Origin of the sequence: Roseovarius sp. 217, from assembly GCF_000152845.1 — a bacterium.
Taxonomy (GTDB): domain Bacteria; phylum Pseudomonadota; class Alphaproteobacteria; order Rhodobacterales; family Rhodobacteraceae; genus Roseovarius.
Genome location: NZ_CH902584.1, coordinates 2,929,654 through 2,953,339, shown reverse-complemented (window position 1 = coordinate 2,953,339; position 23,686 = coordinate 2,929,654). Strand labels below are relative to the sequence as shown.

Sequence of the window (23,686 nt, the reverse complement as noted above, 5' to 3'; positions counted from 1 at the left end):
GATCCGTTCTACGCGGAAAAGACTCTTTGCATTCATTGTTCAGTGGTTGAGCCAGATACCGGCGAATCCTATGACCGCGACCCGCGCGGCACGGCGGAAAAGGCCGAGGCCTATCTCAAATCCTCCGGCATCGGCGATGTGGCCTATTTCGGTCCCGAAGCAGAGTTTTTCATCTTTGATGATGTCCGTTTCTCGAACACCATCAACAAGGTCTCCTATCAGGTCGACGCCGTTGACGCGTCCTGGAACAGCGACACCGAATACGAGATGGGCAATACCGGCCATCGTCCCGGCCTCAAGGGTGGTTATTTCCCGGTGAACCCGGTTGACGACGCCCAAGACCTGCGCGCCGAGATGCTTTCGACCATGAAGCGCATTGGCATGAAGGTGGACAAGCATCACCACGAAGTTGCAAGCTGCCAGCACGAATTGGGCCTGATTTTCGGCACGCTGACCAAGCAGGCCGACGAAATCCAAAAGTACAAATACATCATTCACAACGTCGCACATGCCTATGGCAAGTCGGCTACCTTCATGCCAAAGCCGATCTATGGCGACAACGGGTCGGGCATGCATGTGAATATGTCGATCTGGAAAGACGGCAAGCCGCTCTTTGCCGGTGACAAATATGCCGACCTCAGCCAAGAGGCGCTTTATTTCATCGGTGGCATTCTCAAACATGCCAAGACGCTGAACGCCTTCACCAACCCCGGCACCAACAGCTACAAGCGGTTGATCCCCGGCTTCGAGGCTCCCGTTCTGCGCGCCTATTCGGCCCGCAACCGCTCGGGCTGCGTGCGTATTCCGTGGACAGAGAGCCCCAAGGCCAAGCGCGTCGAGGCCCGTTTCCCCGACCCGAGCGCCAACCCCTATCTGGCGTTCTCGGCTCTGCTGATGGCCGGTCTGGATGGTATCAAGTCCAAGATCGACCCGGGCGAGGCCATGGACAAGAACCTCTATGACCTGCCCGCCGAAGAGCTCAAGGACATCCCGACCGTCTGCGGTAGCCTGCGCGAAGCGCTGGATTGTCTCGCGGCGGACCACGATTTCCTTCTGGCTGGCGACGTGTTCACCAAGGATCAGATCGAGGCATACATTGCCCTCAAATTTGACGAGGTCCACAAATACGAGCACACGCCTCACCCGGTCGAATTCGGCATGTATTACAGCTGCTGAGCCATCAGGCCTTTGCAAAAGATCAGGGGCACCCCAATCGGGGTGCCCTTCTTCACACCCAGATCACCGTTGCGTGATTGGCATCAATGCTAAGATTTTTGAGCAATTGCCCTAATCTATCCTCATTTGAAACAAACTAGCTCCTCCTTCGATTGTCATAACGGGATCAATCACAACGTTGACAATGGAAAATCCCATGGCCAATTCCACTCACAGGGTTACGGCAGGGCTAGTATTTCTCGGTACGAGAACCTTCGACATCGTCCGGATCGGAAACCGGATCAGTATGACTTTGGACTGGTTGGACGAGCAGACAACAGGGCTGCGCGTGCTGTCTGACAGCACGGCACATCTGCACTCCGATAACTTCATCCTCAGAATTGAAATCAAGCCAGACCACAAAGTTGTCAGGCTTGATCAACGGGTTGAGCATTTTCTGGCACTCAGCCTGTCCCAGATTGATCCCGAAGCCCCGCCAAATGCAGAGCTGGCACTATCGGTCATGGCGCATGTGCTGCGGTCCCTGCATTTCACACTCGCCCCGGATTATGTGCAATGGGTTCATCCCCTGGCACTGCTGAGCCACGCTGAGTTCCTCGAAGCGGTCACCTTGCAGGAAGAAGAAGAGGCTGCGCCACAGGCCGAGATCATTCCGTATCCAAAGGCGCAAGCCGCCCGCTCCCGACTCCCAGATATCGAGTCCACCCAACATGCGCTGCACGCTCGGTTTGTATCTGAGCAGCACAACGATCCGGATGCCCACGTAACGGGGGCGCTCCGGTCCGTATTCCGCGAGACGTTGGAGCATAACGAAGCCGACAATCCTACGGCAGACGGGGTCCGCGAAAGCACGGCACCTTTGCGTTTGGCAGTCTGGATGATGACGATCACTCTGGCCCTTTTTGCGTTGCCCGTGGCGGCGGCCCTCGCTGTCGTTAACCTGCTACGCGGCGAGAACCTGCGCTTGGCCTCGCAGGCAGCGGCCCTGAGCGGATTTTTTCTTACGTTGCAGGCGCATGGAGCAACGGCACAGGCGCTCCAAGCGGTGCAGGATCTGCTGGGATGACGCATCAGCGTAAATTCCCACCAGCGCCGCTCTTGTGGTGCGCGTGGGGGGCGTTACACTCTACCCGAAAGCTGTTTTACGGGAGATTTGTAATGTTCAACACTGATAACCGCCGACTGCGGCCTATGGCACTTGGTCTTTGGCTGAGCCTTGCCGCGACCGGTGCAGCGGCGGCGCCTTGCGGCAACAGCGCTGACGGGTTTTCCGCATGGAAGGCTGCCTTTGCCAGAGAAGCCGCCGCCGAAGGCGTGGGGCAACGCGGTCTCGACGCATTGGCAAGCTCACAATATGCCAGCAGTACCATCGCGGCCGATCGCAACCAGAAGAGTTTCAAGTACAGTCTTGAGAAGTTCCTGCAGGTGCGTGGCGGTCCGACCATTGTGGCACAGGGCCGCAAACGACGCGTGAATGACGCCGCCTTTTACGACGCGCTGGAACGGCAATATGGCGTGCCAGCCGGTGTTCTGATTGCCATTCATGGGATGGAAACCGGTTTTGGCGGCTTTATGGGCGATAGTGCCGTGGTCGCGGCGATCGTGACGCTGACCTATGATTGCCGACGTTCGGACTTTTTTCGACCGCATGCCCTTGGCGCGCTACAGCTCGTTGATCAGGGCGCGATCACGGCTCAGACCAAAGGGGCGAAACACGGCGAACTCGGTCACACACAGTTTTTGCCGGGCAATGCGCTGCGCTACGGTGTCGATGCCAACGGCGATGGCCGGGTTGATTTCTACAACCTCACCGACGCGCTGGCCTCCACGGCCAATTTCCTGCGCCAAAAGGGCTGGCAACCCGGTCAGGGATATCAGGAAGGCCAACCCAATTTCGCAGTCATCCAACAATGGAACGCTGCAAGTGTCTACCAACAGGCGATTGCCCTCATGGCAGCGCAAATTGATGGCGGGTGACGCGCTGTCGCGCTCTCCCCTCTCTCACTGTAAACGTGCCAAGTATGTCCGGTTTCATCTGAACCCTCTCAAGAACGGGGCATGAAATGAGCAGACAGAGTTTCGGCCAGATTGCCGCATTGGAATTCTTCGACCCGCCGGAAATGGCCTTTCCGGACATTGTCGAGGAATTTGACATCGCATCCCAACGCCTTGCGCCGCAGCTGCGCCGCTTGACGTGGGATGGCGAAGACATCGCGCTGATCGACCGGAACGCCGTGCGCATAGCGCTCGGCTGGCTACCTGCCGCGACCGAGGACCGGCCAAGCTATCTGGTGCTGGCAGTCGGTCCGCGCAACACCAAGCGCGACGGTCATCTTGACCCCGAAGCCTATGAGATGCTGACGCGACGGCTGGTCGAGCGGGTGCGCAGCTATCTGCCGTTTGACGCGGTTCTGCATGGGGCGGCCAACCGCCCCGTTGGAAGCACCCTTCTTGACATGACCTTCGAGCTGCTGGCGGGCTGCGCGGGCGATGCCGCCCGCACACGCCGTCCAGCCCATGGTGTGGGGAAATCTCCGGTCAGGCGCAAACGCGAAGACCCTGAGACAGAACTCAGGCCGAAGCCAGACCGCACTCCTCCCGAGGCCGAAGAGGCTCAGTTGGCCCTTCCCGGTGTCTCGGTTCCCATGCGGCTGACGATTATAACCTTTGGCCTCACTCTCTTCCTGCATGTGCCCCCCCTCGGCGCGGCACTGCTGACGTATACCACCCTACGCGAGGCGCAGCCGCTCTTCAGCTAGACACCCAACGGCAGCCCCCGCGCGCCGTACCTGCGCCGTCACACCTCGACCGTGCGGCGGGACAGAATATAGGTGTGAATCGAAAACACGCAGGCCCGCGTTGCAGGAAGCCGCAACACGCATTGCCGCTCACTGCGCAAATAGGGGTAATCGGCACTGGCACTGGGCTGCACACGCGCCCGTGGCTGATGCAACGTCGCATCGGCATAGCGCAGCGCGTTAAACCGCCAGAGCGGTCGCCCGGCTTGCACCCCGTCAAAGAGCCGTTGAACCCGACGCGCGAGCCCCTCATCATAGGCCTTGACCGGCACATGAATTGCCGTCAACGGACGGCCAATCTTATCCGCCAAATGCCAACTCGCCGGAAAGCACAGCACCGCCGCCGTGAGCACATGCTCATCGCCACGCCGCTCCATGATGCACAGATCCTCTTGCACCAGATGCCCCAGCGTGCCCATCGGGTCGCGGCGATCAATCGGCACCACCACGCCATCCGGGCGGCGCACATGCTGTGCAGAAATCTCGTAGCCTTGAGCATTTTGACCAAGCCAGTCCAACACAAACTGCAATAGCTCCGACGCGGCAGGATCAGCCCCTTCAGTGACCGCGAGCACCTCTGCGCGCGCGGCGGCGAGCAAACGCGCCCGTTCTGCCATTTGGCCCGAGAAGGCCTCATCAACCAAAAGCCAATCGGCCATGTCGAGCGGAGAAATCCCCGGCAAGGCATGTGGCCCTTCCGGATCATAGGGCAGTCGGGTCTGGAGAATCTCTGTCATGGCAGGACTTTAGCCAAGCACCCCATGGGCTGCATCCGCTAAATCATCCGACCGGCGATAGCGCGTCACCATCCGGTAATCCTTGCGCGGCCCACGCACGTGCCACGTGACCCTGAACGCGGGCCATTCGGTAAAATCATAATGTCCCTCATACTGATCCGGGTCGCACCAATGCCGGGTGTCTCCCCCCGATGCGGGCACGCTATGAAAAAACCGGCCATCCGCGAACCAAACCGAGAGGTCGTGGGTCCAGACATAGCGGCGCTCGCCTTCGAAACGCAGACCACTGGCAAGCAGCATCTGCCCGGACTCGTGATAGGCCAGAGCCCCTGCTGCATCAGGCCGCCAGACCGCGCGCCCCGTGAACTGCGCTGTCGTGCCATCCGCATGCCGGATATCCCGCTCGATCAGCCAGACACCTTCAAAATCGTTCAGGATGACAGATTTTCTCATATGTCACCCCTGCGACAGCGCAGCACGATTCGCAAGCCAGACCGTAAAGGCCGCATTGACGGGGACAAGTCTGGCCCCAGGCGCAAACTCACCCAACCAACCACAGGACAAGACATCTGTGGCTGAGGGCCACACGTGCGGATTTCTGACGTGAACACGTCCAATACCCTTAGGCCCATGTCAATCCACAACCCAAACCGGAACAAAAGTCTGTTCGCGCCGGGCCGACCTATTCCTCTGAATAGGCTATCCCCCCGGATAATAGTCCATTTTTCACGTTTTGACTAAATCTGACGGGTCAAAAGGCTGACGCGTGTCCCGCGCAGATTGTGCGAGGCAACCGGGAAACTGCCTCACGTCCGCAGACATCTGACAGTTGGAGGAAGTCACCATGAGTTTTCATCTCAAGGCGAAATCATTATCCGACGAGACCTATTCTGAGGCGCATTTTGGCGCGAATGTTCTGGGTCTTCGGGATCGCATTGGCGAGGACGGCACCTTTGATGATGTTGTCGACCGCCTCTCGGTGGATCACCTCCGTTATCCCGGTGGCAGTCTGACCGAAGACCTCTTTAGCCTCTCCGACCCCGACAGCCAGGTCGCGACCAGCCACACGACCGGCGAAAAGGTCGAGATCATGCCCATCAGCGAGATCTTTGGCTTTGCCGAGACTCAGGGGCTTGGAATGACACTGGTTCTTCCCACGCGTATGTTTATCGGCAACGAGGTCGACGCTCACGGCAACCGTCTGCCGGACATTGACGAGGAAACGCTCCGCGGATTTCTGCGCGATCTGTTCGACGGAAAATTCGGTTCGCCGGATTTGCAGGCCATTGAACTCGGGAGCGACTACTGGGGCAGCGGTGAGATGAACTCGTTCGAATACGGACGTCTGGCCGCAGACATGGCCGTCATCGTCAACGAAGAGATGACAGCCCACCCGAATGCAGAGCTGTTCACCGAAACAGATGTGCTCGTCCAGATGGGTTTGAACTATGGCTCCGCCAGCCTCTCCGACAGCTTTGATGGCTCGGGCCAAGAGCAACTGGCTGCCTTGAACGAGACCTACGGGCTGACCCTTGCGCCAGATGTCTATCTCTATTCCTCTGGCAATGTCGCTTGGGCCAAGGTGGCCAACGCCATTATCGTCAACGAATTCGACACAGCCGCAGAGCAAGACGCCATCGACGCCGTCGTAGGACATATTTATTCCAAAGGGGCCGACGCCCCAAACAGTCGCTATTTCGAACTGTCGCAGATATCCGACACCTGGGGCGAAGAATTCCCGGAACTCGACATCTATATTTCCGAATGGAACCTGAAGCGCAGCGTGTCCGAAGAGAACGAGACCGAATTTGGCCTCAAGCAGGCGCATGAAATGCTCAATCTGATGGAGGCATTTGCCTGGGGCAGTGTTGACGCCGCCGATGTCTGGCCGCTCCAGATGGACAGCCGCACCGGCCTCGCAAATACCGATGGCGATATCCGCGTGCCCGGCGAAATGTTCCGCCTGATGGAACAGACATTGCCCGGCATGCGCCCCTTGACGCTTACCGACAGCCAAGGGCGCGAGACCGAGATAGAGGACGAAACCGCCGATGCCCATGTATTCTATGCCCCGGATCGGCTGGTGACATTTCTGGCCTCCACAAGCGACACAGCAAGCCAAGAGACCGTGGATTTTTCAGATCTGGTCACGACTATGGGTGAAGTTACGATAACCCGCCTCGGGGTGGCCGAGGGCGAGTCTCCCACACACTCGGCGGCCACTCCCACGGTGACCCAAGAAAACCCGGCAGACCTGATCGAGGACGGAATTCTCATCGCCGATCTCGCACCCCACGAGATACTGATGATCGAAATGTCCAATCCGACCTATTCCTCCCCCGTGGAGGCGCTGGCCGCAACCCTGCCGGTCATTCCAGAGATCACGCAAGGGGCTGATCCGGACCCGGATGAACCTTTGGGGGACACCGCGCGCCCTCCCGCTGGAACGGATGAAGATCCCGATCCCGACCTGCCCCCGACCCTGCCGGCCCCACCCGAGGACGAGCCGCTGGACGCTGACCCAGAGCCCGCTCCCGAGGAACACGGAGGCGGTCTTGAGTTTGGGTTCGGCGCACTCGCTCTGGCCTTGCTTCCGCTTTTGCTCCTTGTCGCTTGACGCTCGGGACAAGTCACGGTCGCATGCAAACGCCATCGGCGTTGCGCCCGCCCAAAGGATTTGCGTCAGACATAGCCCGACTCTCCGCCCGCAGAGTGGTCCTGCACCCGAGTCGCCCAGACTGACCGCCCTCAAACCGGATGCGTCAACATGGGCCCGACCTCTGATCGAGCCCCGTGCTACTTTGCCGCGTTGAGACCTCTGCGAGAACCTTTGCCGAATTTACCATTATCCAATTTGCATCATCTCAAATAGCCCATTGTTTTTCATCCATATTTGCCAGGATCGAGTCTTACTGCCTCACAGTCCAAGGATGAAACCGGGTCAGAAACTGCAACTTCCAGACCAAGATTTGAGACATGGTTAACACCCTATACGGAAGCATTGGCTATCCGGCTGAATAGTATCATAAATCTCTGTTTTCCTTAGAAATTCCTTGGCAAGTAGGGGTCTACGCCACCAAGGTTCGAACCACCCGTCAAAGGTGAACGGCGCCCCCCTATTGCGGTCTTTAGGATGCCGGGGTTGCGATGCCATTTACACTTTCAGCAGGGTCCTTATCCGACACGGCCTTTTCGCAGGCGCATTTCGGTGCGAACATTCTGGGCATCAAGGACCGGGTCGGCTCAGAGGGCACATTTGACGATGTGGTCCGCACGCTTGGCGTCGAACATCTGCGTTATCCGGGTGGCAGCCTCACGGAATATTACTTCGACATCAACAATCCCGACAGAGACTTTGCCATCGACAACCTGACCGGCGAAGAGAAGCCGTTTCTGGCGATAAGTGATGCCCTTGGCTTTGCCGAGGATGAAGGGATTTCGGTGACCATCGTTCTGCCAACCCGTAGCTTGTTGAGCGACGAGGTGGATGCCCAAGGCAATCGCCTGCCCAAAATCGACGAGCAGGCATTGCGCGGGTTTCTGCGGGACGTATTCGACGGACGTTATGGCTCGCCTGACATTCAAGCCATCGAGCTCGGCAACGAATACTGGGGCAGCGGCGGCATGAATACCTTTGAGTACGGGCGTCTTGCCGCCGATATGGCCGTCATCGTCAAGGACGAGATGACCAGCCATCCCGAAGCGGAACGATTCTCCGAAACCGACGTTCTCGTTCAGATGGGCATGAACTACGGAGCTGACAGTCTCTCACGGACTTTTTCTGGCACACCCGAAGAGCAATTGGCGTCGCTGAACGAAATCCACGGCCTGAACCTTTCCGCCGAAGAGTATATCTATTCGTCCGGCAACGTCGCTTGGACCAAAGTTGCCAATGCGATCATCATGAGCGAATTCGACACGACCACCGAGCACGAGGCAATCGACGGTGTGGTCGGGCATATTTACTCCAAAGGGATCGACACGCCGGGCAGCCGCTATTTCGAACTTTCGCAAATTCAGGACACTTGGCTCGAAGAAATGCCGGACCTTGATATCTACGCGACGGAATGGAACCTGAAACGAAGTGTCTCCGAGGATGAAGAGTCGGATTTCGGGCTGAAACAAGCGCATGAGATGCTGAACGTCCTCGAAGCGTTCTCTTGGGGGGGCGTGGACGCCGCCCATGTCTGGCCACTGCAGATGAACAGTCGCACCGGCTTGGCCGATGGTGAGGGCGAAGGCGATATCCGCGTTCCCGGCGAAATGTTCCGCATGATGCAAGAGACACTGCCCGGCACCCGCCCGCTTGCGCTGGCCGAGAGCGTGGGCCGCGAGACAGAGGTCTCCGGCGAAACCGCTGATGTGCACGTTTTCTTTTCGCCGGACCGGATGGTGACTTTCATTGCCTCCACCAGTGATAACTCGAGCCAAGAAGTCGTGGATTTCATGAATATCCTTCGGGATCTGGGAGATGTTTCCATCACACGCCTGGGCGTGGCCGACGGCGAGAACCCCAGCCTGTCAACCGCAGAGCCGGTCGTGACCGAAGAGAACCCGAACGACTTGATCGAGGATGGTATCCTCATCGCCGACCTCGCGCCCTATGAAATTCTGATGATCGAGATGCACAATCCGACCTTTACTGCAGAATTCGCCAACCTGACCCAAGACGCCACAGAAATCCCCGATTTCATGGACGCGGAGACGCCTGAAAATACCCTCAACCCCTCGGATGTCGTGCAGGCCAATGGCACGTCGCCGGATGCCGATGACAGCTTGATCCCCACTTTGCCCGCAACCGAAGACCAGAGCGAAGGACCAGAACAAGCAGCCATTTCCGACGATGACAGCGGCGGCGGCGGTGACTTCGGCTTTGGCGCATTGGCGCTTGCCTTTTTGCCTATCCTGTTGCTCGCGGCCTGATCCAGTCACGACAGAGCGGCGCGGGTTGCCGCCCTCCTCTGCACGCATTACAAGCGCGACGAACCCTCATTTCCGACAGATCAAGGATCGCCGCATGATTCCCCGCTATTCCCGCCCCGACATGGTCGCCATCTGGGAACCCGCCACCAAATTCCGCATCTGGTTCGAAATTGAGGCGCATGCCTGCGACGCCATGGCCGATCTGGGTGTGATCCCGCGCGCGAATGCGCAGGCGGTCTGGAAAGCCAGGGAGGTGGAGTTCAACGTCGCCCGCATCGACGAGATCGAGGCCGAGACCAAGCATGACGTCATCGCCTTTCTCACCCATTTGGCCGAGCATGTAGGCTCTGACGAGGCCCGCTTCGTGCATCAGGGCATGACATCTTCGGATGTGCTCGACACCTGTTTCAATGTCCAGCTCACCCGCGCTGCCGATCTCCTGATCGCGGATATGGAGGGGCTGTTGACCGCGCTCAAGCGCCGCGCCTATGAGCATAAGGACACGCTGCGCATCGGGCGCAGCCATGGCATCCACGCAGAGCCCACCACCATGGGCCTGACCTTTGCCCGCTTCTATGCCGAGATGCAGCGCAACCTGCGCCGCCTGCACACCGCCCGAGAAGAGATCGCGACAGGTGCGATTTCCGGTGCCGTCGGCACATTTGCCAATGTCGATCCACGCGTCGAGGAGCATGTCTGCGCCCAGCTTGGCCTGACACCCGAGCCGATCAGCACCCAAGTGATCCCGCGCGACCGCCACGCGGCGTTCTTTGCAGCACTTGGCGTCGTCGCCAGCAGCATCGAAAATGTCGCCATCGAAATCCGCCACATGCAACGCACCGAAGTGCTGGAAGCCGCCGAGTTTTTCTCGATGGGGCAAAAAGGCTCGTCCGCCATGCCGCACAAGAAAAACCCGGTGCTGACCGAGAACCTCACCGGCCTTGCCCGTCTTGTGCGCATGACGGTTGTGCCCGCCATGGAAAACGTGGCCCTCTGGCACGAGCGCGACATCTCGCACAGCTCTGTCGAGCGCATGATCGGTCCGGATGCCACCATCACCCTTGATTTCGCCCTCGCGCGGCTGACCAATGTGATCGACAAACTCTTGGTCTACCCTGAGAACATGATGGCCAATATGAACAAGTTTCCCGGCCTCGTGATGTCGCAGCGCGTCCTCCTCGCCCTGACCCAAGCCGGCGTGAGCCGCGAGGATGCCTATCGCCTCGTGCAACGCAACGCGCTCAAGGTCTGGGAAACCGGCTGCGATTTCAAAACCGAGTTGCTGAATGATGCAGAGGTCACAGCCGCCCTCAGCCCGGCGGAAATTGATGAAAAATTCGACTTGGGCTATCACACCAAGCATGTGAATACGATTTTTGCCCGGGTTTTCGGGGAATCATGATAGCCTTATCGCCTGTCCAACAGGGAGACATATGATGAAGTTGAAATTCGGATTGGCCGCCCTTGCGCTTGTCGTCACACCCAGCCTCGCCTTGGCCACCGGGGGCTGTGACTACGACAAACAGAAACAGGCGATTTCCTGCGTTGCAGGCACCGCATGGGACGCGGCGACCAATAGCTGCGTGCCGCAAACTTCTAGCTGATGGTAACGGGGCGGGATCACTGCCCGCCCCTGCTTCACCGTGCTCTAAATACTCAACTGGGCCGCGCGCGCCTCAGAGATCGCGGGTTGCGAATGTGCCAATCCCGAAACTTGCCGACATCTGCGCCACGTCGATCTGCTTGCCCGCATCCGGCCCGTCGGCCTCGCGCGCCGCTGCCGGATAGATCCAGTCGGGACGATCAAGAATGACCTCGCGCAAGACCTGCGCCCCCCGCGTCACCCGCAAGAGATAGCGCTCGCTCTCCTCGCCAAGCGGCACATCAGGCGTATCCCAACGATCTCCGCCGATCCGCGTCCGCCTGATCCAGGTCACGGCCAAATCCCCCCCCGCCTCGACAACCCGCAGATGCACCGGCGCATAGGGGCGCAGACCCACCCCGTCAAAGGCAATCACAGCATGTGCAAAACTCGGATCATCCACCGGCCGTCCCCCCGGCCCGATCCGGTAATGCAGCGCCTGTCCGCGCTGCGCCTCGGTCAACTCGATCTGCTGCGGCACACCGTTGAGCCGAACAAAAAAAGACCCCGCAGGCCAGACGCCATCGCCCGCCCTTTCCGTGCCCAACTGCCCCCGCAGCCGGTGGCGCAGAATATAGGTCTCGGGCGCCACCAATTCGGCATCGCGGAACTGCAAAACTTCCCATCCCCCCGGCGTGCCATCGCCAATGGCGCAGAGATTGCCGCCATTCAGCAGCGCCGCATCGCCCACGCTCTCCAGCGTCCCAAACCGCATCCGCACGAATAGCCCATCGCCCCGGTCGATCCGCCCCATGGGCGCGGGCAAGAGCGGTATTTGCGTCACCCCCACCGTGCTGCGCGCGGCAATCAATGCGTTGAGCCGGTAATTGGCATCCTCAGCGGAGGAATAGACCGCCGCCGTTCCGGGCCATGGATTGCCCAGCATTGCGATATGCGGCGCATGCGGCACCTCCTCGCCGGTCAAGAGCGGCAGATCGAGGAAAAGCGGCGTCACCGGCCCCGGTGCCACAAACGGGCGCAGCCGCGCCGGATTGTCCTCGATCAGAATGGGCCGATAGCTCTCGGGGTCGATCCGCACCGCATCGACGCGCTGCGCATTGCCCATCTGCTCTACCCGGTCGATGCGAAACCGCGCACCGCCCGCGCCCTTGGGCAGCATAATCACATCGCCCGCCCCGGCGGCCAATTGCGAAGGCGGCAGGGTCAGGCGCAGCGTATCAATCGACACCCGCGCCTCTGAGAGCCACCGCTCCACCACCTGCCGTCCCTCGGCCCGCGTCAACGCCAGCGGCATTTCCGAGGCCGCCACCGCATGTGTGGCCTCATCAGGCAGGATTGCCTCTTCGGATATCGCCTCATAATCGGCATCCGCCTCCAGAAACCGCAGCCGCACCCGGCCCGCCAGTTCCAGATCATTGCCGCGCAATTCCTCTATGATGCCGCCCAATTCCGGATCACGCACCACCAGATCAAGATCAATCCTATGGTCCACCCGTCCGTTACGAGCCCGAAATTGCAGCACTCCATCCCGCTCGATCGCATCGAGACCATAGGCCAGCATCAAAGGCTGCAACGTGGCGCGCGCCTCGCTGACCTGATCCACCAGATAGCCCCGCAAGAACCCCTCGGCGCGGCTTGTCTCAAGGTCACGCACACCGGCGCGCGTCGCCACTTCGCGAATCACATCCGCCAGCCGCCGCCCGCTCACACGGCCATTGATCCAATGCCCCCGCGCATAATTCGCACCATCCGACCAGAGGTCGAGATTGCCGGGAAAATAGGGATAAGGCCGCGCATCCCAAGCCCAGACATAGGCGTGATCCATATCAAGCATCCGTCCGTCGAACTCCTCCGAGAGAGGATTGTGGACAGGATCGCTCCAATAGCCCGCCATGGCCCGCAGATATTGCAACTGGATCAGCTCATCGCGCTGCCCCGTGGACTGGCGCGGCAGGCTTGACTCCGATGATTTAGGATCAAGGAACTTGTTGGGCTGATTGGTGCCCTTGTCCACCGCCGCACAGCCATATTCGGTGAACCGGATCGGCTTTGATTGCGGCACCCATGCGGTTGGCTCCGGCGCGCGCAGGCCTCCCACCCGCTCGAAATGCCGGTTTTCCCACCAGCCCCGCAGATCCTTGAACCGCCAGATCCACGGCTCACCGAACGCGTCATCGGTGATCGGCACCCGGCGTTGCGCCGCGCGCGCCTCTGACGTGGGGTAAAACCAGTCATAGCCCTCACCCCCCTCGATGTTGGCCTGCAGATAGTCCAGATCATAGATCGACGGCCAGTCGCGCGCGTCAAGGTGCTCATCCCCCTCGCGCCAATCGCTGAGCGGCATGTAGTTGTCGATACCGACAAAGTCGATATTGGCATCCGCCCACAGAGGATCGAGGTGAAAGAACCGGTCGCCGTCGCCCGGCTGATAGCCAAAATATTCCGACCAATCCGCAGCATAGCTGATCTTGACCTCCGGCCCCAGCAAGGCCCGCACCTCAGCCGCCAAGGCAATCAACTGCGCCACCGCCGGAAAGCTGTTCCCCTCACCCCGGATCTGCGTGAGGCTACGCATTTCCGACCCGATACAGAAACTTTCGACCCCGCCCACAGCGGCACAGAGCGCCGCTTGATGCAGGATAAAGCGGCGATAGGACCACTCATCCGGCCCGTGATAGGCCACCGGGCTGCGCTTCACCGCGCCGCCAAAACTCAGGATATCCAGCGCACCGGTGCCGGGGTCTTCCTCCACCTGCGCCGCAATCGGCGTCACGGTGAAATCCGCCGCCCGCGCCGTGCCGAAAAATGCCACCACCTCCGCTTCGGCCTCTGGCATGCCATCGGGGCTGCCTGCCTGCCCCGGCGCCTTGGAGGTCGTGATACGCCCACGCCACGGCAAAACCGCCTGATCCTCGGCCTCGCTCCATGGATCGGGCAGGCCGTTGCCCGGCATCTGCTCCATCAGGATGAAGGGGTAATAGAGCACCTCTTGCCCCGCTTGTTGCAGCGCCAAAATGGCTTCGATCACCGCCTGATCGGTGGGCGTGCCGCCATAGACCTCGCGGCCCTGCGCATCCTTTGGCACCTCGCCCGCGTGCGCACGGCTCAGGCTCGCGACCTGCCACGGCATGTTCGACGCCTCGAATTGCTTTTGCTCCACCCGTGGCCTGATCTGGCAAACCCCACAGCGCAGATCGTCCCCGAACCAGCTCACGATCAACGAGGTGGCCCGACAGCCCGGCAGTTCCTCAACCAACGCCTCCAAGGACGTGGTCATATCGGCGCGCCCGGAGGGGCTGTTGATATTGGCAATCCCGTTTGCGCCCAGGCCAAAATTCATCGTGACCGGCGTCGTGGCCAGCGCATATTCGCCCGTGCCGGGCAGCATCGCCACACCCCGCACCGCCCGCACCGGATCAAGATCAGCGCCCGGGCTGCCCACCTGCGACGGACGACACACCTCGAAACTGAACTGCGGCACGCGATTGCCGAATTGGCTTATGTCCAGATCCTCGATCACCACATAGGCGGTGCCGCGATAGGCAGGCACGGTGCCTGCCCCCTCCACCGCCTCGATCCGGGGATCGGGCAATTGACCGCGCGTGCCCTTGTAGACCTGCATGTTGAGGCTTGCGGGGGCGACCTCAGTCCCATCCGCCCAGACGCGCGCCACGCGGGTGATCTCGCCCTCGCAGAGCGCCAGCGCAAGGCTCACCGAATAGCTGATCGCCCGCGTGTCAGGCGTGGCGGCGCGCGGCGTGCCCTTACCGCCTCCGTTACCCTGCGTCACGGTCACAGTCTCGCGAAACTCGGTGGCCCAGATCACCTGCCCGCCCACGCGCATACGCCCGTAAACCTGCGGAATTGCATCGCCCTCGCCCGCGCCCGTCAGGCGCAGACGGTTCACGCGCCCCGTCTCGACCACCTCCGATCCCTGTCCCAGCAACCGCTGATCAATCGAGCGGCCAATGACCGCCCCGGCAAAGCGCCCGATCGCCACCGACGAGAGGCCAAGCGCTGTGCCCCCCACCGCCCCGCCAATCGCGGCCCCTGCGGCGGATAACAGAATGGTTGCCATGGCTCAGCCCTCCTCGGGAAATGCAAATCGCGCCACGATGCGCCGCCGCCAGGGCGCGCTGAGCGCGGTTTCGACCACGCCATGCCCCGAATAGGCGTGAATGAAACTTGCGCGCGCGCCAATTTGCGCGACCACGCCCAGATGCTTGGCAACCGACCCTTCGCGCATGCGAAAGAGGATCACATCACCCGCCGCCTCTTGGGCCAAATCCTTAGCCAGCAAGTGCCGCGCCGCGGCCTGCCACAGCGCCTCTTGCCGCGCCGGTTCAGACCAATCCATCGAATAGGCGGGCGGGCGTTCCGGCTCAGCACCCTTGATCTCGCGCCACAGCCCCCGCACCAAGCCCAGGCAATCACAGCCCGCGCCACGACACGCCGCCTGATGCCGGTAGGGCGTGCCGATCCAGCCGCGCGCGGCCGCAACAATCCGCGCCCCCTGCTCGCTCATCTGCGGCTCCCGCCATCCAGACGCGGGGATTTGGTGGGATCCGTGATCGTCCAGTCATCGCCGGGAATATCCGGAAACCCCCGATAATTCAGCAGGTTGTCAAACTTGAACTGACAGGTCGTCATGCGCTTGTCGCACCCCGCCTCGATCCGCAGCGCATCCCCCGGCGTGACCGCAGCCCCCAAGGGATGCCACAGCTCGATCACCCGCCGCGCGCCGTCGCTGCGGTCGCGCTTGATCAATCCGATCAGCCCCGCCGCCGCCCCGCTCCGAACCCGGATCACCCCATGCCGAAACCAGTCCTCGGCAAACCCGCCCATCTCGGCAAAGCGAAACACGCGGTTTTCCTCCACCGTCTCGGCGGGACGCTCCGAAACATACCCCGGCGTATCCAGATCAAAGCTGCAATCGCGATCCCCCAGAATGGCGCTGCACGCCTTTTGATAGACCCGCCCCAACGGTACGTTGAGCGCATCGGTCAGCCCGCGCAACTCGGCCTCAAACGCCCCGCCGGCGCGACGCAACTCGCCCATCGTGCCGCGAAAGATCAGGCGGCGCGCTGCCACATCCTGCCAATTCACCAGCCAAGCCCGCAACTCCGCCCCGTCATAGCGCCCGGCCTCGATATCCGCCTCGCGAATGGCCGCATCGTTCAGCGCACCCAAGGCTTCGGTATTGTCCACCGACAGCCCCGTTGTCTGCTGCACCGCCAGCGCACTCAGCCCGGTATCCGGGCGAAACGCCACGCCCTCAAAGGTCAATAGCCGGTCGTGATCGGTAAACCCCATCACCACCCCGTCGCGCCGCGTCAGCGCCCAACACCGGCAGGTCGTGGTGACACCGGTTTTGAGATGCTCCAAAAGCCCGCTCATACCCGGATCTCCACGACTGGCACATTCGGCACCTCGCCTGCTTGAAAACTGGCAAGGCTGGTTTGAATGCGATCCGTATCAAACCGCACCGGCACGTCAAATTCATAGCCCGCCGTGACCGGCACGCCGCGATTGGGCGGCTCAGAAAACGTGACGATGCCAGTGAAACTATCGACCTCGTAATGCACGCCCTCTTGCATCTCGACATTATCAAGACCCATGCGCACCGTGCCCTTGACCGGCTTCACGATGGGCCGCAGCGCGACCTCATCGCCAGACCGGTAGGATTTCAGCAGTTGAAAGGCAACCGTCGCGTCATCCCCCACACCGATCTCCTGATCCCGGTAATCTGGCGCGGCCTTGGCCCGACCCGATTTGAAATCGGTCCAGTCCTTCCAGCGAAACCCGAATAGTTGCCCACGCCGTGCCTCGAAAAACGCGATCAGCGCCTCGATATCGTCGAGCGACCGAAGCGCCACGCCCGCGTCATACCGCCTGCGCGCCTGCGCCCAAGGCGTGTTGCGCTCTTCAAACCCATTGGCGAGCGTGACGATATCCGTCAACCGCTCCGGCCCGCCAAGCGAGCCGAAACTCAGGCTCGCCGGAAATCTGACCTCGTGAAATCCCATGTCCTGCTCCTTATCAACGATTGCGCCCGCCGCGCCCGATCACGCGACCCAGCTGCGCCGCGATCTGCCCCTGAGAGCGGCGGAACCCCTCGGCATCGGGCGTCTGGATATTCATCACCACGCTGACGCCCCCACCGCCCTGCGCGCGGACGCCCAAGCGCCCATCGGGGCCACGGCTGAGCGGCATGATCGCCTCCGGCCCCGCCTCGCCCATCAACCCGGTGCCGCCCCGCATCGGAAACGTGACCGGACCAGTCACGACGCCACCACTGGCAAAGGGCTGCACCCGGCCCTGCGAAAACGACGCGCCTTTGGCAAAGGGGAAAAGCCCGCCCACCAGGCTGCCAATCCCCTGCGAAATCAGCCCACCCAATTGATCTGTCACCGGACGTGTCGCATCGTTGAAGGCGGTATTGACCATGCTCAAGGCCAACCGCCGCAAACTGTCCGACAGGCTATCGCCATCAACCACCGCGCCGCGAATGGCCCCGCGCAATCCCCGGCTCAGCCCGCGTTCCAGCGATTGCACATCCTGTCCCGCGCTGGCAAAGCCGCCCTTTACCCGCGCCAGTTCCGCGCCAAAGGCCGCCGCCATCCCCGTCGCCTGCCCCATCGCATCATCGAGTGCTGCAATCTGCGCCTCAAACTCATCGACCCGCTCCAGCTCATCCATCTCTCATCTCTCCTTCTGTGTCGGGAAAGGCGCGCAACAGCGCCTCAAGCCCGCCGCGCGCCAACGGCTGAACGCCCTGCCGCTCGCCCAGCATCAGGCGCAATTCCATCGGGGTCAGCGCCCAAAACTCCGCCGGTTTGAGTCCAAGTCCCTGAAGCCCCGCGCGCATCAACGCGGGCCAATCAAACCGCTCGCTCACCCGCCCACCTCAGGCAAGGCAAAGGCCCGCGCCAAGAGCGCCGCCGCGGCGCGCGCCGCTGCCAGCGGCCCGCCCTCGATCTCGGCGCTCAGCAAATCCGCCGCCGTTCCGCGCCAGCCCCCGCCGCGCAGCCCCGCCACGATCAACGCCAGCACATCGCGGGTGGAAAACGCGCCGCCCTCGAACCGCATCACCAGATCAACCAGCGAGCCGCTCTTCAACCCCGCCTCCAACTCGGCCAAAGCCCCCAGCGTCAGCCGCATCACCTGCCGCTCACCACCGATCACCAGCGCGACCTCGCCTGCCCAGGGGTTGGCCATCACGATTACAGCACCGTAAAGGTCAACTGCCCCGCCGAGGCGAGTGCCAGATCATAGGTCGCCTCGCCATCATGGGTGCCGCCATATTCGATCGCCGTCACTTGGAACGGCCCCTCGATGGTGCCAAAATCCGGGATCACCACCTGAAAATCCGGCATTTCCCCGTCAAAGAAGATCTGCCGCGCCCGCGCATCGCTTGTCGCGTCGCGAAAAATGCCCGACCCGCTGATACTGGCGGATTTGACACCCGCCCCAGCCAGCAACTCGCGCCAGCCCCCGGCGGACTCGAGGCTGGTCACGTCCACGCTCTCGGCGTTGAAACTGACCCGCGTGGCCCGCAGCCCCGCCACCGTCTGAAAATTGCCGCTGCCATTGAGGTCGATCTTGACCAGCAGGTCCTTGCCATTCTGTACCGCCATTGTCGTCACTCCAGAGATTAAAGGTTACGCGCCATCATCCACGCGCGCCTGAAAGATCAGATCGATCCGCCGCGCCTGACCGCCCGTTTCGCGCCGGGCGCGCGCACGCAGGAAATTGAGACTGGTCACACGACCGCGTGTCAGCGACAATTCAGCATTCACCAGCGCATCACTGACCGCACCCGCCACCGCCTTGGCCTGTTGAAATCCGGCGCTTTCGCACACCACCGAAACGGTGAACCGATGCCAAGCCCCGCCCGCAGAGCCATCGCCACGCGCACGCACCTCCTCGGGGCCGAGCGTGACATAGAGCGGCGGCACCCGTCCGGGCGGCACCGCGTCATGGATCGCACCGCCCACCAACGCGCTCAGCGCCGCATCCTGCACCAGCCGCTGATAGACCGCCGCCTGTAATCCCGCCGCCATCGCATAGCTCATGGCACCACCTCCTCTTGCGCCCAGAGGCTCAGGTATCGGCCCGCGCCATCGGCCTCCGTCACCGACAGGATCGCGAAAATCCGCGCCCCATCGCGCAGCCGTTGCCCGGCCTCTGGCCGCGATGCCGCCCCCTGTGGCGCGGCCCGCACCGTGATCCGGTAGCCCGCCCGCGCCACAGCCACGCCTTCGGCCTCGGCCTCGCGCCCCGTGCGCGCGCTGACCTCAGCCCAGAGCGTGCCGCGCGCCTCCCAGACCTCTGTGACCCCACCCGCGCCATCAGGCAGACGCACCGCCCCTTCCAGAACGAGGGGTCGGTTCAGCCTCGGGCGCGCCATCACCGCGCGCCCCCGCCCAGCAACCGCACCGTGCGATAGCGCTCGATCAGGCTCGCCACGCCAAAGGGCATGCACCCGCTGCTCAGACCCGTTTCATGCCGATATTCATAGTAATGCGCCGCCAGCATCAGCACCGCTTGCACCAGATCGGCAGGCAAATCGCTCCAAGCCGCGCCATAACCGGCGCGAAACCGGATATCCGCCACACCGCCGCGTTCAATCGTGGGCAAAACTGCCCCAACAGGCCGCAGAACGGGCCGGTGCGCATCCTGCTCCAAACGGTAAAGCGCCGGATCAATCACCTCGACCTCATCGGCCCGGTTGCGCAGGCTCAGGCTCAGCACCGCACGCACCGGCGCCACCGGAAGCGCTTGTCCCGCCGCATCGCGCCACACGCGCAGCGCCCATGAAAACTCTCGCTCCAGCAACACCTTGCCGGTGCGCCCCTCAATCGCGGCCAGCGCCGCACGCAGAAAACTCTCCAGAACCGGGTCCTGGATATCGTCATCCGCAAACCCCGTGCCCAGCCGCAGATGCGCCTTGAATTCCGCCAGCGGCAGCGCGGCCGGGGGCGCCGCGGTTTCTTCGATTAACATCATGGACCTACTCCATATATCCCGGACCCCTCCGGTGGTTCAGGCGCGCGCCATCCGGCGTTGCACGGACGGAGGGGAAAGCTGGACAACGCCACACCCGAACGGCACGCGCCTCGGGACGGGGGCCACCACACCCCCGCCCCTCTTCGCAGCCCCTTACGAGACGGCGAATTTCAAGAGCTTGATGGCCTTGAAGTCAGACACATCGCCGCCCACCCGCTTGGTCGCGTAAAAGAGGACATGCGGCTTGGCGCTGTAGGGATCGCGCAACACCCGCAAATCCGGGCGCTCGGCCACCGTGTACCCGGCATGGAAATCACCAAAGGCGATGGCATTGGCCCCGGTGGCAATATCGGGCATATCCTCGGCAATCAGCACCGGATAGCCCATCAGCCGCGCAGGCTCTCCCGCCGCCAGACCATCCGACCACAGGAACCGCCCATCGGCATCCTTCATCTTGCGAATGGTGCCTGCGGTCTTGGAATTCATCACGAAGGTGCCATTGGCGCGGTATTGCGCCCCCAGGGCATAAACCAGATCGACAATCGGATCGGGCCCGGCAATCGCCCCGGCAACGCCCGTGGGCACATAGCCCAGATTGCCCCAGACCCAGACGTCATTGTCTACACTCGGATGCGTCAGAAACCCGCGCGGTTTGTCCACGCCGTCGCCCGCCACGAATGCCGCCGCTTCGGCGCGCGCAAACTTGTCAGCGATACGCCCCGCCAGCCAGCCTTCGACGTCAAAGGCGCTGTCATCCAGCAGCCGCTGGCTGGCTTTCGGCAACGCGCTCAACTCATGCAGCGCGATGCTGATCCGGTCGATCACCGGCGTATCGCTCTCGGGCACCGTGCCGCTTTCCGTAGCCCAGCCATGGCCCACATCGGTGTGATCCACCAGCACGTCAAAACTGGTGGCCTCGACCGCCACCACATTGGCCACCGCCCGGATCGACGCGGTCGTGCTCAGCACCGAGCGGATCGTGTCGGCAGTCTGCGGATCGACCAGATAGCCGCCCTCGCCCGCAATCGCGGTATTGAGCGCCTTGCCTTCCAGTTCCAGGCCGCGCAGCCCGTCATCGTCACCGCCACGCAAGTAGGCGTCAAACGCCTTGCGATGCGGTGCCGACCCATCCGAGGAGGCCGCCAGATGAGGACGCGCAAGCGCGATGGATTTGCGTTCAAACATGGTCATTTTCTCTTCTTGCTGTTGCAGTCGGTTGTGAATTTCGGCCCGAAAGCCGCTGAATTCGCTCAGAAAACCCGCCACTGCGGATTTCACCTCGGCCACCGGAGACAGATCTTCCCCGGCCCGAGCCTTTGCTTGGGTTGTCATCATTCCATCCTTCAGATTGGGTCGTCGCTCGGGCGCTACACCTGCGCCATCTCCCGGCGGGCCGCGTCAAACGCCGCCGCCATCTCGCGCAGGGTTTGGGCCTCCGGGGCATCGCCCTTGGCCATCACCCGCGCACTGGGCAGCATCGGAAATGTCACCAGCGACACCTCCCACAGCTCCAGTTCCCGCAAGAGCCGCTGGCCCTTGTCATTCTTCGCCGCGCGCAACGTCCGATAGCCGATACTCAGCCCGTCAATCGCCCCGGCGGCAATCAACGCCGCCGCCTCGCGCGCCTTTTCCACACTCTCTAGCAGCCGCCCCTTGACCCAGAGACCGCGCGCATCCTCGCGCACCTCGTCCCAGATCCCGATCGGTTGCGCCGGATCATGCTGCCACAGCATCTTGACCCGCCGCCCCTCCTTGGCCAGCCGCCCGAGAGAGGCGGCATAGGCGCCCCGCTCGACAATATCGCCGCCCTGATCGGGCGCGCCAAACAGGCTGGCATAGCCCTCGATCTGCCCCGCCTCGCTCACGCTCAGCACCGCGCCATCCAGCCGCGCGAACTTGCGCTCCAGCCCTGTATCCATGTCCATCCGCCTCATCCTTTCGCTCTGCCTCACCCCGGCAATGCCGCCAACAGCGGCTGAAACGCCTGCGCCAGAATCGCCGCCACCACGCCGTAAACCGCCAGCCACAACCGTCGCTCCAAGCGCTCCATCGCCGCCTCCATGCGTTCCTGTCGTTCGGTCATTGCGCGGGTCTGCAACTCGGTGACCCGCTCATGCGCCTCCAATCGCAGCCCCGGCGCGCAATCGAACGCCTCGAACCCATAGCGCGGCGGCACCGCACCCCGCTCAGCCATCGACCTCCTCCGCTGCCACCGCAGGCAGGCCCAGCAGGCTCCGCTTTTCCGCGTCACTCAGGAAATCCGCCGCACTCACCCGCGCCCATTGCGCATCGCGCTCCGCCGCCAGCGCCGGCACCTGATCCAGATCGGGCGCAAGATCCAGCGCCTCGCCGCTCATCCGCCCCAGCCAAGCCGACACCGTCGCCGCCACCCGCATAGCCAGCGGCAAAACCGTCAGGCGATAAAACGCCCGATTGGCCTCCTGATAATTGGCGAAGGTCGCATCTCCGGGGATGCCCAGCAGCATCGGCGGCACCCCAAAGGCCAGCGCAATCTCGCGCGCCGCACTCTCTTTGGTCTTCTGGAATTCCATATCCGACGGGCTGAACCCCATCGGCTTCCAATCAAGCCCGCCTTCCAGCAGCATCGGACGCCCGGCATTGCGCGCGCCCTGATGATGCGCCTCCATCTCACTGACCAGCCGGTCATATTGATCGCCCGACATCGCCCCCTGCCCATCGGCCCCCTTATAGACAATCGCCCCCGAGGGCCGCGCGGCATTGTCCAAGAGCGCCTTCGACCAGCGCGAGGCGGAATTATGCACATCCACCGCCTGCGCCGCCGCCTGAAGCGGGCTCAGCCCATAATGATCATCCTGCGGATGAAAGCTCTTGATGTGACAGATGCAGGGCACGCCCTCGCGCACATCGAACCGGTGCTTGCGCCCCGCCACGGCATATTCATAGGCCACCGGCCAGCCATCCGACCCCGGCACCACGCTCATCCGATCCGAGCGCAGCACATGCAATTCCACCGGCACGCCGCCCGCACCCACCGCCTCGACATAGGCATTGCCGGTCAGCAAGAGCTGACCGTAAAGCGCCTCGAAAAGCTCCGCCCGCCCCTGCGCGGGATTGGGACATTTGATCAGGCTCAGCACCGGATGCACCGCAAATCGCTGCTCGCAATCCTGCAAGACGAGCGGCAGCGCCGCCGCCGCCTCGGCGATCATCTTGACACAGCGAAACCCCACCGGATTGCCAGCAAAGCCGGTGCGCGTCAGGCTGACAGTATCGCGCGGGCTCCAGGCCACGCGCCCCGCCCCATGCCACGCCATCACGCGGCCCGTGGCACTTGCCTTCTGCTCGGGCACCGCGTCCGGCGCAGTGCCACCTTGCCGAAAGAAATCCAGTATCATCGCGCTGCTCTCCTTGATCCCGCTCATGCCGGGCCTCTTGCCCGCTTGAGAGGCATCAGACCG

The 23,686-nt window shown here is 62.3% G+C and carries 25 protein-coding genes; 8 read left to right on the top strand and 17 right to left on the bottom strand.

Features of this window, described 5'->3' with window-relative positions; genetic code table 11:
- The 4 genes from glnA to ROS217_RS14025 all read left to right on the top strand — a co-directional run.
- A partial coding sequence (gene glnA, locus ROS217_RS14040) for a type I glutamate--ammonia ligase (RefSeq protein WP_009818436.1) occupies positions 1-1,176 on the top strand: 1,176 nt, incomplete at its 5' end.
- A 196-nt stretch (positions 1,177-1,372) separates the two neighbouring features.
- Positions 1,373-2,242 carry a hypothetical protein gene (locus ROS217_RS14035; RefSeq protein ID WP_254656426.1) on the top strand — a complete coding sequence of 290 codons (870 nt, stop codon included), beginning with the start codon at positions 1,373-1,375 and terminating at the stop codon, positions 2,240-2,242.
- A 125-nt stretch (positions 2,243-2,367) separates the two neighbouring features.
- Positions 2,368-3,153 (top strand): lytic murein transglycosylase, encoded by a 786-nt coding sequence (locus ROS217_RS14030; protein WP_009818434.1) that lies wholly within the window; start codon positions 2,368-2,370, stop codon positions 3,151-3,153.
- Between the two features lie 86 nt (positions 3,154-3,239).
- Complete coding sequence (locus ROS217_RS14025) at positions 3,240-3,935, top strand: hypothetical protein (protein ID WP_009818433.1); 696 nt, start codon at positions 3,240-3,242, stop codon at positions 3,933-3,935.
- Between the two features lie 38 nt (positions 3,936-3,973).
- Here the strand turns inward: ROS217_RS14025 and ROS217_RS14020 are convergent, their stop codons facing one another.
- Both ROS217_RS14020 and ROS217_RS14015 read right to left on the bottom strand, forming a co-directional pair.
- Entirely contained in the window at positions 3,974-4,711 is a 738-nt protein-coding gene (locus ROS217_RS14020) for a heme-dependent oxidative N-demethylase family protein (protein WP_009818432.1), read from the bottom strand.
- Between the two features lie 9 nt (positions 4,712-4,720).
- A complete protein-coding gene (locus ROS217_RS14015; RefSeq protein WP_009818431.1) occupies positions 4,721-5,164 on the bottom strand; it encodes a DUF6314 family protein in 444 nt (147 codons plus the stop codon).
- Positions 5,165-5,555: 391 nt separating this feature from the next.
- Between ROS217_RS14015 and ROS217_RS14010 the strand changes: the two genes are divergently transcribed.
- The 4 genes from ROS217_RS14010 to ROS217_RS24120 all read left to right on the top strand — a co-directional run bounded on the left by ROS217_RS14010 (position 5,556) and on the right by ROS217_RS24120 (position 11,238).
- Positions 5,556-7,328: a hypothetical protein gene (locus ROS217_RS14010; protein ID WP_009818430.1), complete on the top strand. Its 1,773-nt coding sequence runs from the start codon at positions 5,556-5,558 to the stop codon at positions 7,326-7,328.
- A gap of 530 nt (positions 7,329-7,858) precedes the next feature.
- A complete protein-coding gene (locus ROS217_RS14005) occupies positions 7,859-9,634 on the top strand; it encodes a hypothetical protein (protein ID WP_009818429.1) in 1,776 nt (591 codons plus the stop codon).
- A gap of 94 nt (positions 9,635-9,728) precedes the next feature.
- Positions 9,729-11,036, top strand: coding sequence for an adenylosuccinate lyase (purB, locus tag ROS217_RS14000; protein WP_009818428.1), 1,308 nt, complete (start codon positions 9,729-9,731; stop codon positions 11,034-11,036).
- Positions 11,037-11,070: 34 nt separating this feature from the next.
- The gene (locus ROS217_RS24120) at positions 11,071-11,238 is read left to right on the top strand and encodes an adenylosuccinate lyase (RefSeq protein WP_157046604.1); all 168 of its coding nucleotides are present in this window, start codon (positions 11,071-11,073) and stop codon (positions 11,236-11,238) included.
- A 72-nt stretch (positions 11,239-11,310) separates the two neighbouring features.
- On the opposite strand, the gene ROS217_RS13995 is transcribed toward ROS217_RS24120, so the two are convergent.
- The 15 genes from ROS217_RS13995 to ROS217_RS13925 form a co-directional block, all read right to left on the bottom strand.
- On the bottom strand, positions 11,311-15,315 hold the full coding sequence (locus ROS217_RS13995) for a baseplate multidomain protein megatron (RefSeq protein ID WP_009818426.1): 4,005 nt from the start codon (positions 15,313-15,315) through the stop codon (positions 11,311-11,313).
- A 3-nt stretch (positions 15,316-15,318) separates the two neighbouring features.
- Entirely contained in the window at positions 15,319-15,762 is a 444-nt protein-coding gene (locus ROS217_RS13990; protein WP_009818425.1) for an NlpC/P60 family protein, read from the bottom strand.
- A complete protein-coding gene (locus ROS217_RS13985) occupies positions 15,759-16,634 on the bottom strand; it encodes a DUF2163 domain-containing protein (protein WP_009818424.1) in 876 nt (291 codons plus the stop codon). Before ROS217_RS13985 ends, ROS217_RS13990 begins: the two co-directional genes overlap by 4 nt.
- Positions 16,631-17,263 carry a DUF2460 domain-containing protein gene (locus tag ROS217_RS13980; RefSeq protein ID WP_009818423.1) on the bottom strand — a complete coding sequence of 211 codons (633 nt, stop codon included), beginning with the start codon at positions 17,261-17,263 and terminating at the stop codon, positions 16,631-16,633. Before ROS217_RS13980 ends, ROS217_RS13985 begins: the two co-directional genes overlap by 4 nt.
- Positions 17,264-17,276: 13 nt before the next feature.
- Complete coding sequence (locus tag ROS217_RS13975; RefSeq protein WP_009818422.1) at positions 17,277-17,936, bottom strand: phage tail tape measure protein; 660 nt, start codon at positions 17,934-17,936, stop codon at positions 17,277-17,279.
- Positions 17,929-18,135 carry a rcc01693 family protein gene (locus ROS217_RS13970; RefSeq protein WP_009818421.1) on the bottom strand — a complete coding sequence of 69 codons (207 nt, stop codon included), beginning with the start codon at positions 18,133-18,135 and terminating at the stop codon, positions 17,929-17,931. The genes ROS217_RS13975 and ROS217_RS13970 overlap by 8 nt, the downstream gene beginning before the upstream one ends.
- The gene (locus ROS217_RS13965; RefSeq protein WP_009818420.1) at positions 18,132-18,455 is read right to left on the bottom strand and encodes a gene transfer agent family protein; all 324 of its coding nucleotides are present in this window, start codon (positions 18,453-18,455) and stop codon (positions 18,132-18,134) included. Before ROS217_RS13965 ends, ROS217_RS13970 begins: the two co-directional genes overlap by 4 nt.
- Positions 18,456-18,460: 5 nt before the next feature.
- Positions 18,461-18,874, bottom strand: coding sequence for a phage major tail protein, TP901-1 family (locus ROS217_RS13960; RefSeq protein WP_009818419.1), 414 nt, complete (start codon positions 18,872-18,874; stop codon positions 18,461-18,463).
- Between the two features lie 24 nt (positions 18,875-18,898).
- Entirely contained in the window at positions 18,899-19,312 is a 414-nt protein-coding gene (locus ROS217_RS13955) for a DUF3168 domain-containing protein (RefSeq protein ID WP_009818418.1), read from the bottom strand.
- Positions 19,309-19,647 (bottom strand): head-tail adaptor protein, encoded by a 339-nt coding sequence (locus ROS217_RS13950; RefSeq protein ID WP_009818417.1) that lies wholly within the window; start codon positions 19,645-19,647, stop codon positions 19,309-19,311. Before ROS217_RS13950 ends, ROS217_RS13955 begins: the two co-directional genes overlap by 4 nt.
- Positions 19,647-20,246, bottom strand: coding sequence for a head-tail connector protein (locus ROS217_RS13945; protein ID WP_009818416.1), 600 nt, complete (start codon positions 20,244-20,246; stop codon positions 19,647-19,649). Before ROS217_RS13945 ends, ROS217_RS13950 begins: the two co-directional genes overlap by 1 nt.
- A 153-nt stretch (positions 20,247-20,399) precedes the next feature.
- Positions 20,400-21,581 (bottom strand): phage major capsid protein, encoded by a 1,182-nt coding sequence (locus tag ROS217_RS13940; RefSeq protein WP_009818415.1) that lies wholly within the window; start codon positions 21,579-21,581, stop codon positions 20,400-20,402.
- Between the two features lie 32 nt (positions 21,582-21,613).
- Entirely contained in the window at positions 21,614-22,171 is a 558-nt protein-coding gene (locus ROS217_RS13935; protein ID WP_009818414.1) for an HK97 family phage prohead protease, read from the bottom strand.
- Between the two features lie 23 nt (positions 22,172-22,194).
- Entirely contained in the window at positions 22,195-22,440 is a 246-nt protein-coding gene (locus tag ROS217_RS13930) for a GTA head formation protein, RCAP_rcc01685 family (protein ID WP_009818413.1), read from the bottom strand.
- The gene (locus tag ROS217_RS13925) at positions 22,433-23,623 is read right to left on the bottom strand and encodes a phage portal protein (protein ID WP_040651500.1); all 1,191 of its coding nucleotides are present in this window, start codon (positions 23,621-23,623) and stop codon (positions 22,433-22,435) included. The genes ROS217_RS13930 and ROS217_RS13925 overlap by 8 nt, the downstream gene beginning before the upstream one ends.
- Between the last annotated feature and the right edge of the window lie 63 nt (positions 23,624-23,686).

Bases quoted from the DNA above. Each gene is read 5' to 3' on its own strand.
- ROS217_RS14035 (WP_254656426.1), top strand. From the start codon at position 1,373: ATGGCCAATTCCACTCACAGGGTTACGGCAGGGCTAGTATTTCTCGGT.
- ROS217_RS14030 (WP_009818434.1), top strand. From the start codon at position 2,368: ATGGCACTTGGTCTTTGGCTGAGCCTTGCCGCGACCGGTGCAGCGGCG.
- ROS217_RS14025 (WP_009818433.1), top strand. From the start codon at position 3,240: ATGAGCAGACAGAGTTTCGGCCAGATTGCCGCATTGGAATTCTTCGAC.
- ROS217_RS14020 (WP_009818432.1), bottom strand. From the start codon at position 4,711: ATGACAGAGATTCTCCAGACCCGACTGCCCTATGATCCGGAAGGGCCA.
- ROS217_RS14015 (WP_009818431.1), bottom strand. From the start codon at position 5,164: ATGAGAAAATCTGTCATCCTGAACGATTTTGAAGGTGTCTGGCTGATC.
- ROS217_RS14010 (WP_009818430.1), top strand. From the start codon at position 5,556: ATGAGTTTTCATCTCAAGGCGAAATCATTATCCGACGAGACCTATTCT.
- ROS217_RS14005 (WP_009818429.1), top strand. From the start codon at position 7,859: ATGCCATTTACACTTTCAGCAGGGTCCTTATCCGACACGGCCTTTTCG.
- purB (WP_009818428.1), top strand. From the start codon at position 9,729: ATGATTCCCCGCTATTCCCGCCCCGACATGGTCGCCATCTGGGAACCC.
- ROS217_RS24120 (WP_157046604.1), top strand. From the start codon at position 11,071: ATGAAGTTGAAATTCGGATTGGCCGCCCTTGCGCTTGTCGTCACACCC.
- ROS217_RS13995 (WP_009818426.1), bottom strand. From the start codon at position 15,315: ATGGCAACCATTCTGTTATCCGCCGCAGGGGCCGCGATTGGCGGGGCG.
- ROS217_RS13990 (WP_009818425.1), bottom strand. From the start codon at position 15,762: ATGAGCGAGCAGGGGGCGCGGATTGTTGCGGCCGCGCGCGGCTGGATC.
- ROS217_RS13985 (WP_009818424.1), bottom strand. From the start codon at position 16,634: ATGAGCGGGCTTTTGGAGCATCTCAAAACCGGTGTCACCACGACCTGC.
- ROS217_RS13980 (WP_009818423.1), bottom strand. From the start codon at position 17,263: ATGGGATTTCACGAGGTCAGATTTCCGGCGAGCCTGAGTTTCGGCTCG.
- ROS217_RS13975 (WP_009818422.1), bottom strand. From the start codon at position 17,936: ATGGATGAGCTGGAGCGGGTCGATGAGTTTGAGGCGCAGATTGCAGCA.
- ROS217_RS13965 (WP_009818420.1), bottom strand. From the start codon at position 18,455: ATGGCCAACCCCTGGGCAGGCGAGGTCGCGCTGGTGATCGGTGGTGAG.
- ROS217_RS13960 (WP_009818419.1), bottom strand. From the start codon at position 18,874: ATGGCGGTACAGAATGGCAAGGACCTGCTGGTCAAGATCGACCTCAAT.
- ROS217_RS13955 (WP_009818418.1), bottom strand. From the start codon at position 19,312: ATGAGCTATGCGATGGCGGCGGGATTACAGGCGGCGGTCTATCAGCGG.
- ROS217_RS13950 (WP_009818417.1), bottom strand. From the start codon at position 19,647: ATGGCGCGCCCGAGGCTGAACCGACCCCTCGTTCTGGAAGGGGCGGTG.
- ROS217_RS13945 (WP_009818416.1), bottom strand. From the start codon at position 20,246: ATGATGTTAATCGAAGAAACCGCGGCGCCCCCGGCCGCGCTGCCGCTG.
- ROS217_RS13940 (WP_009818415.1), bottom strand. From the start codon at position 21,581: ATGATGACAACCCAAGCAAAGGCTCGGGCCGGGGAAGATCTGTCTCCG.
- ROS217_RS13935 (WP_009818414.1), bottom strand. From the start codon at position 22,171: ATGGACATGGATACAGGGCTGGAGCGCAAGTTCGCGCGGCTGGATGGC.
- ROS217_RS13930 (WP_009818413.1), bottom strand. From the start codon at position 22,440: ATGGCTGAGCGGGGTGCGGTGCCGCCGCGCTATGGGTTCGAGGCGTTC.
- ROS217_RS13925 (WP_040651500.1), bottom strand. From the start codon at position 23,623: ATGATACTGGATTTCTTTCGGCAAGGTGGCACTGCGCCGGACGCGGTG.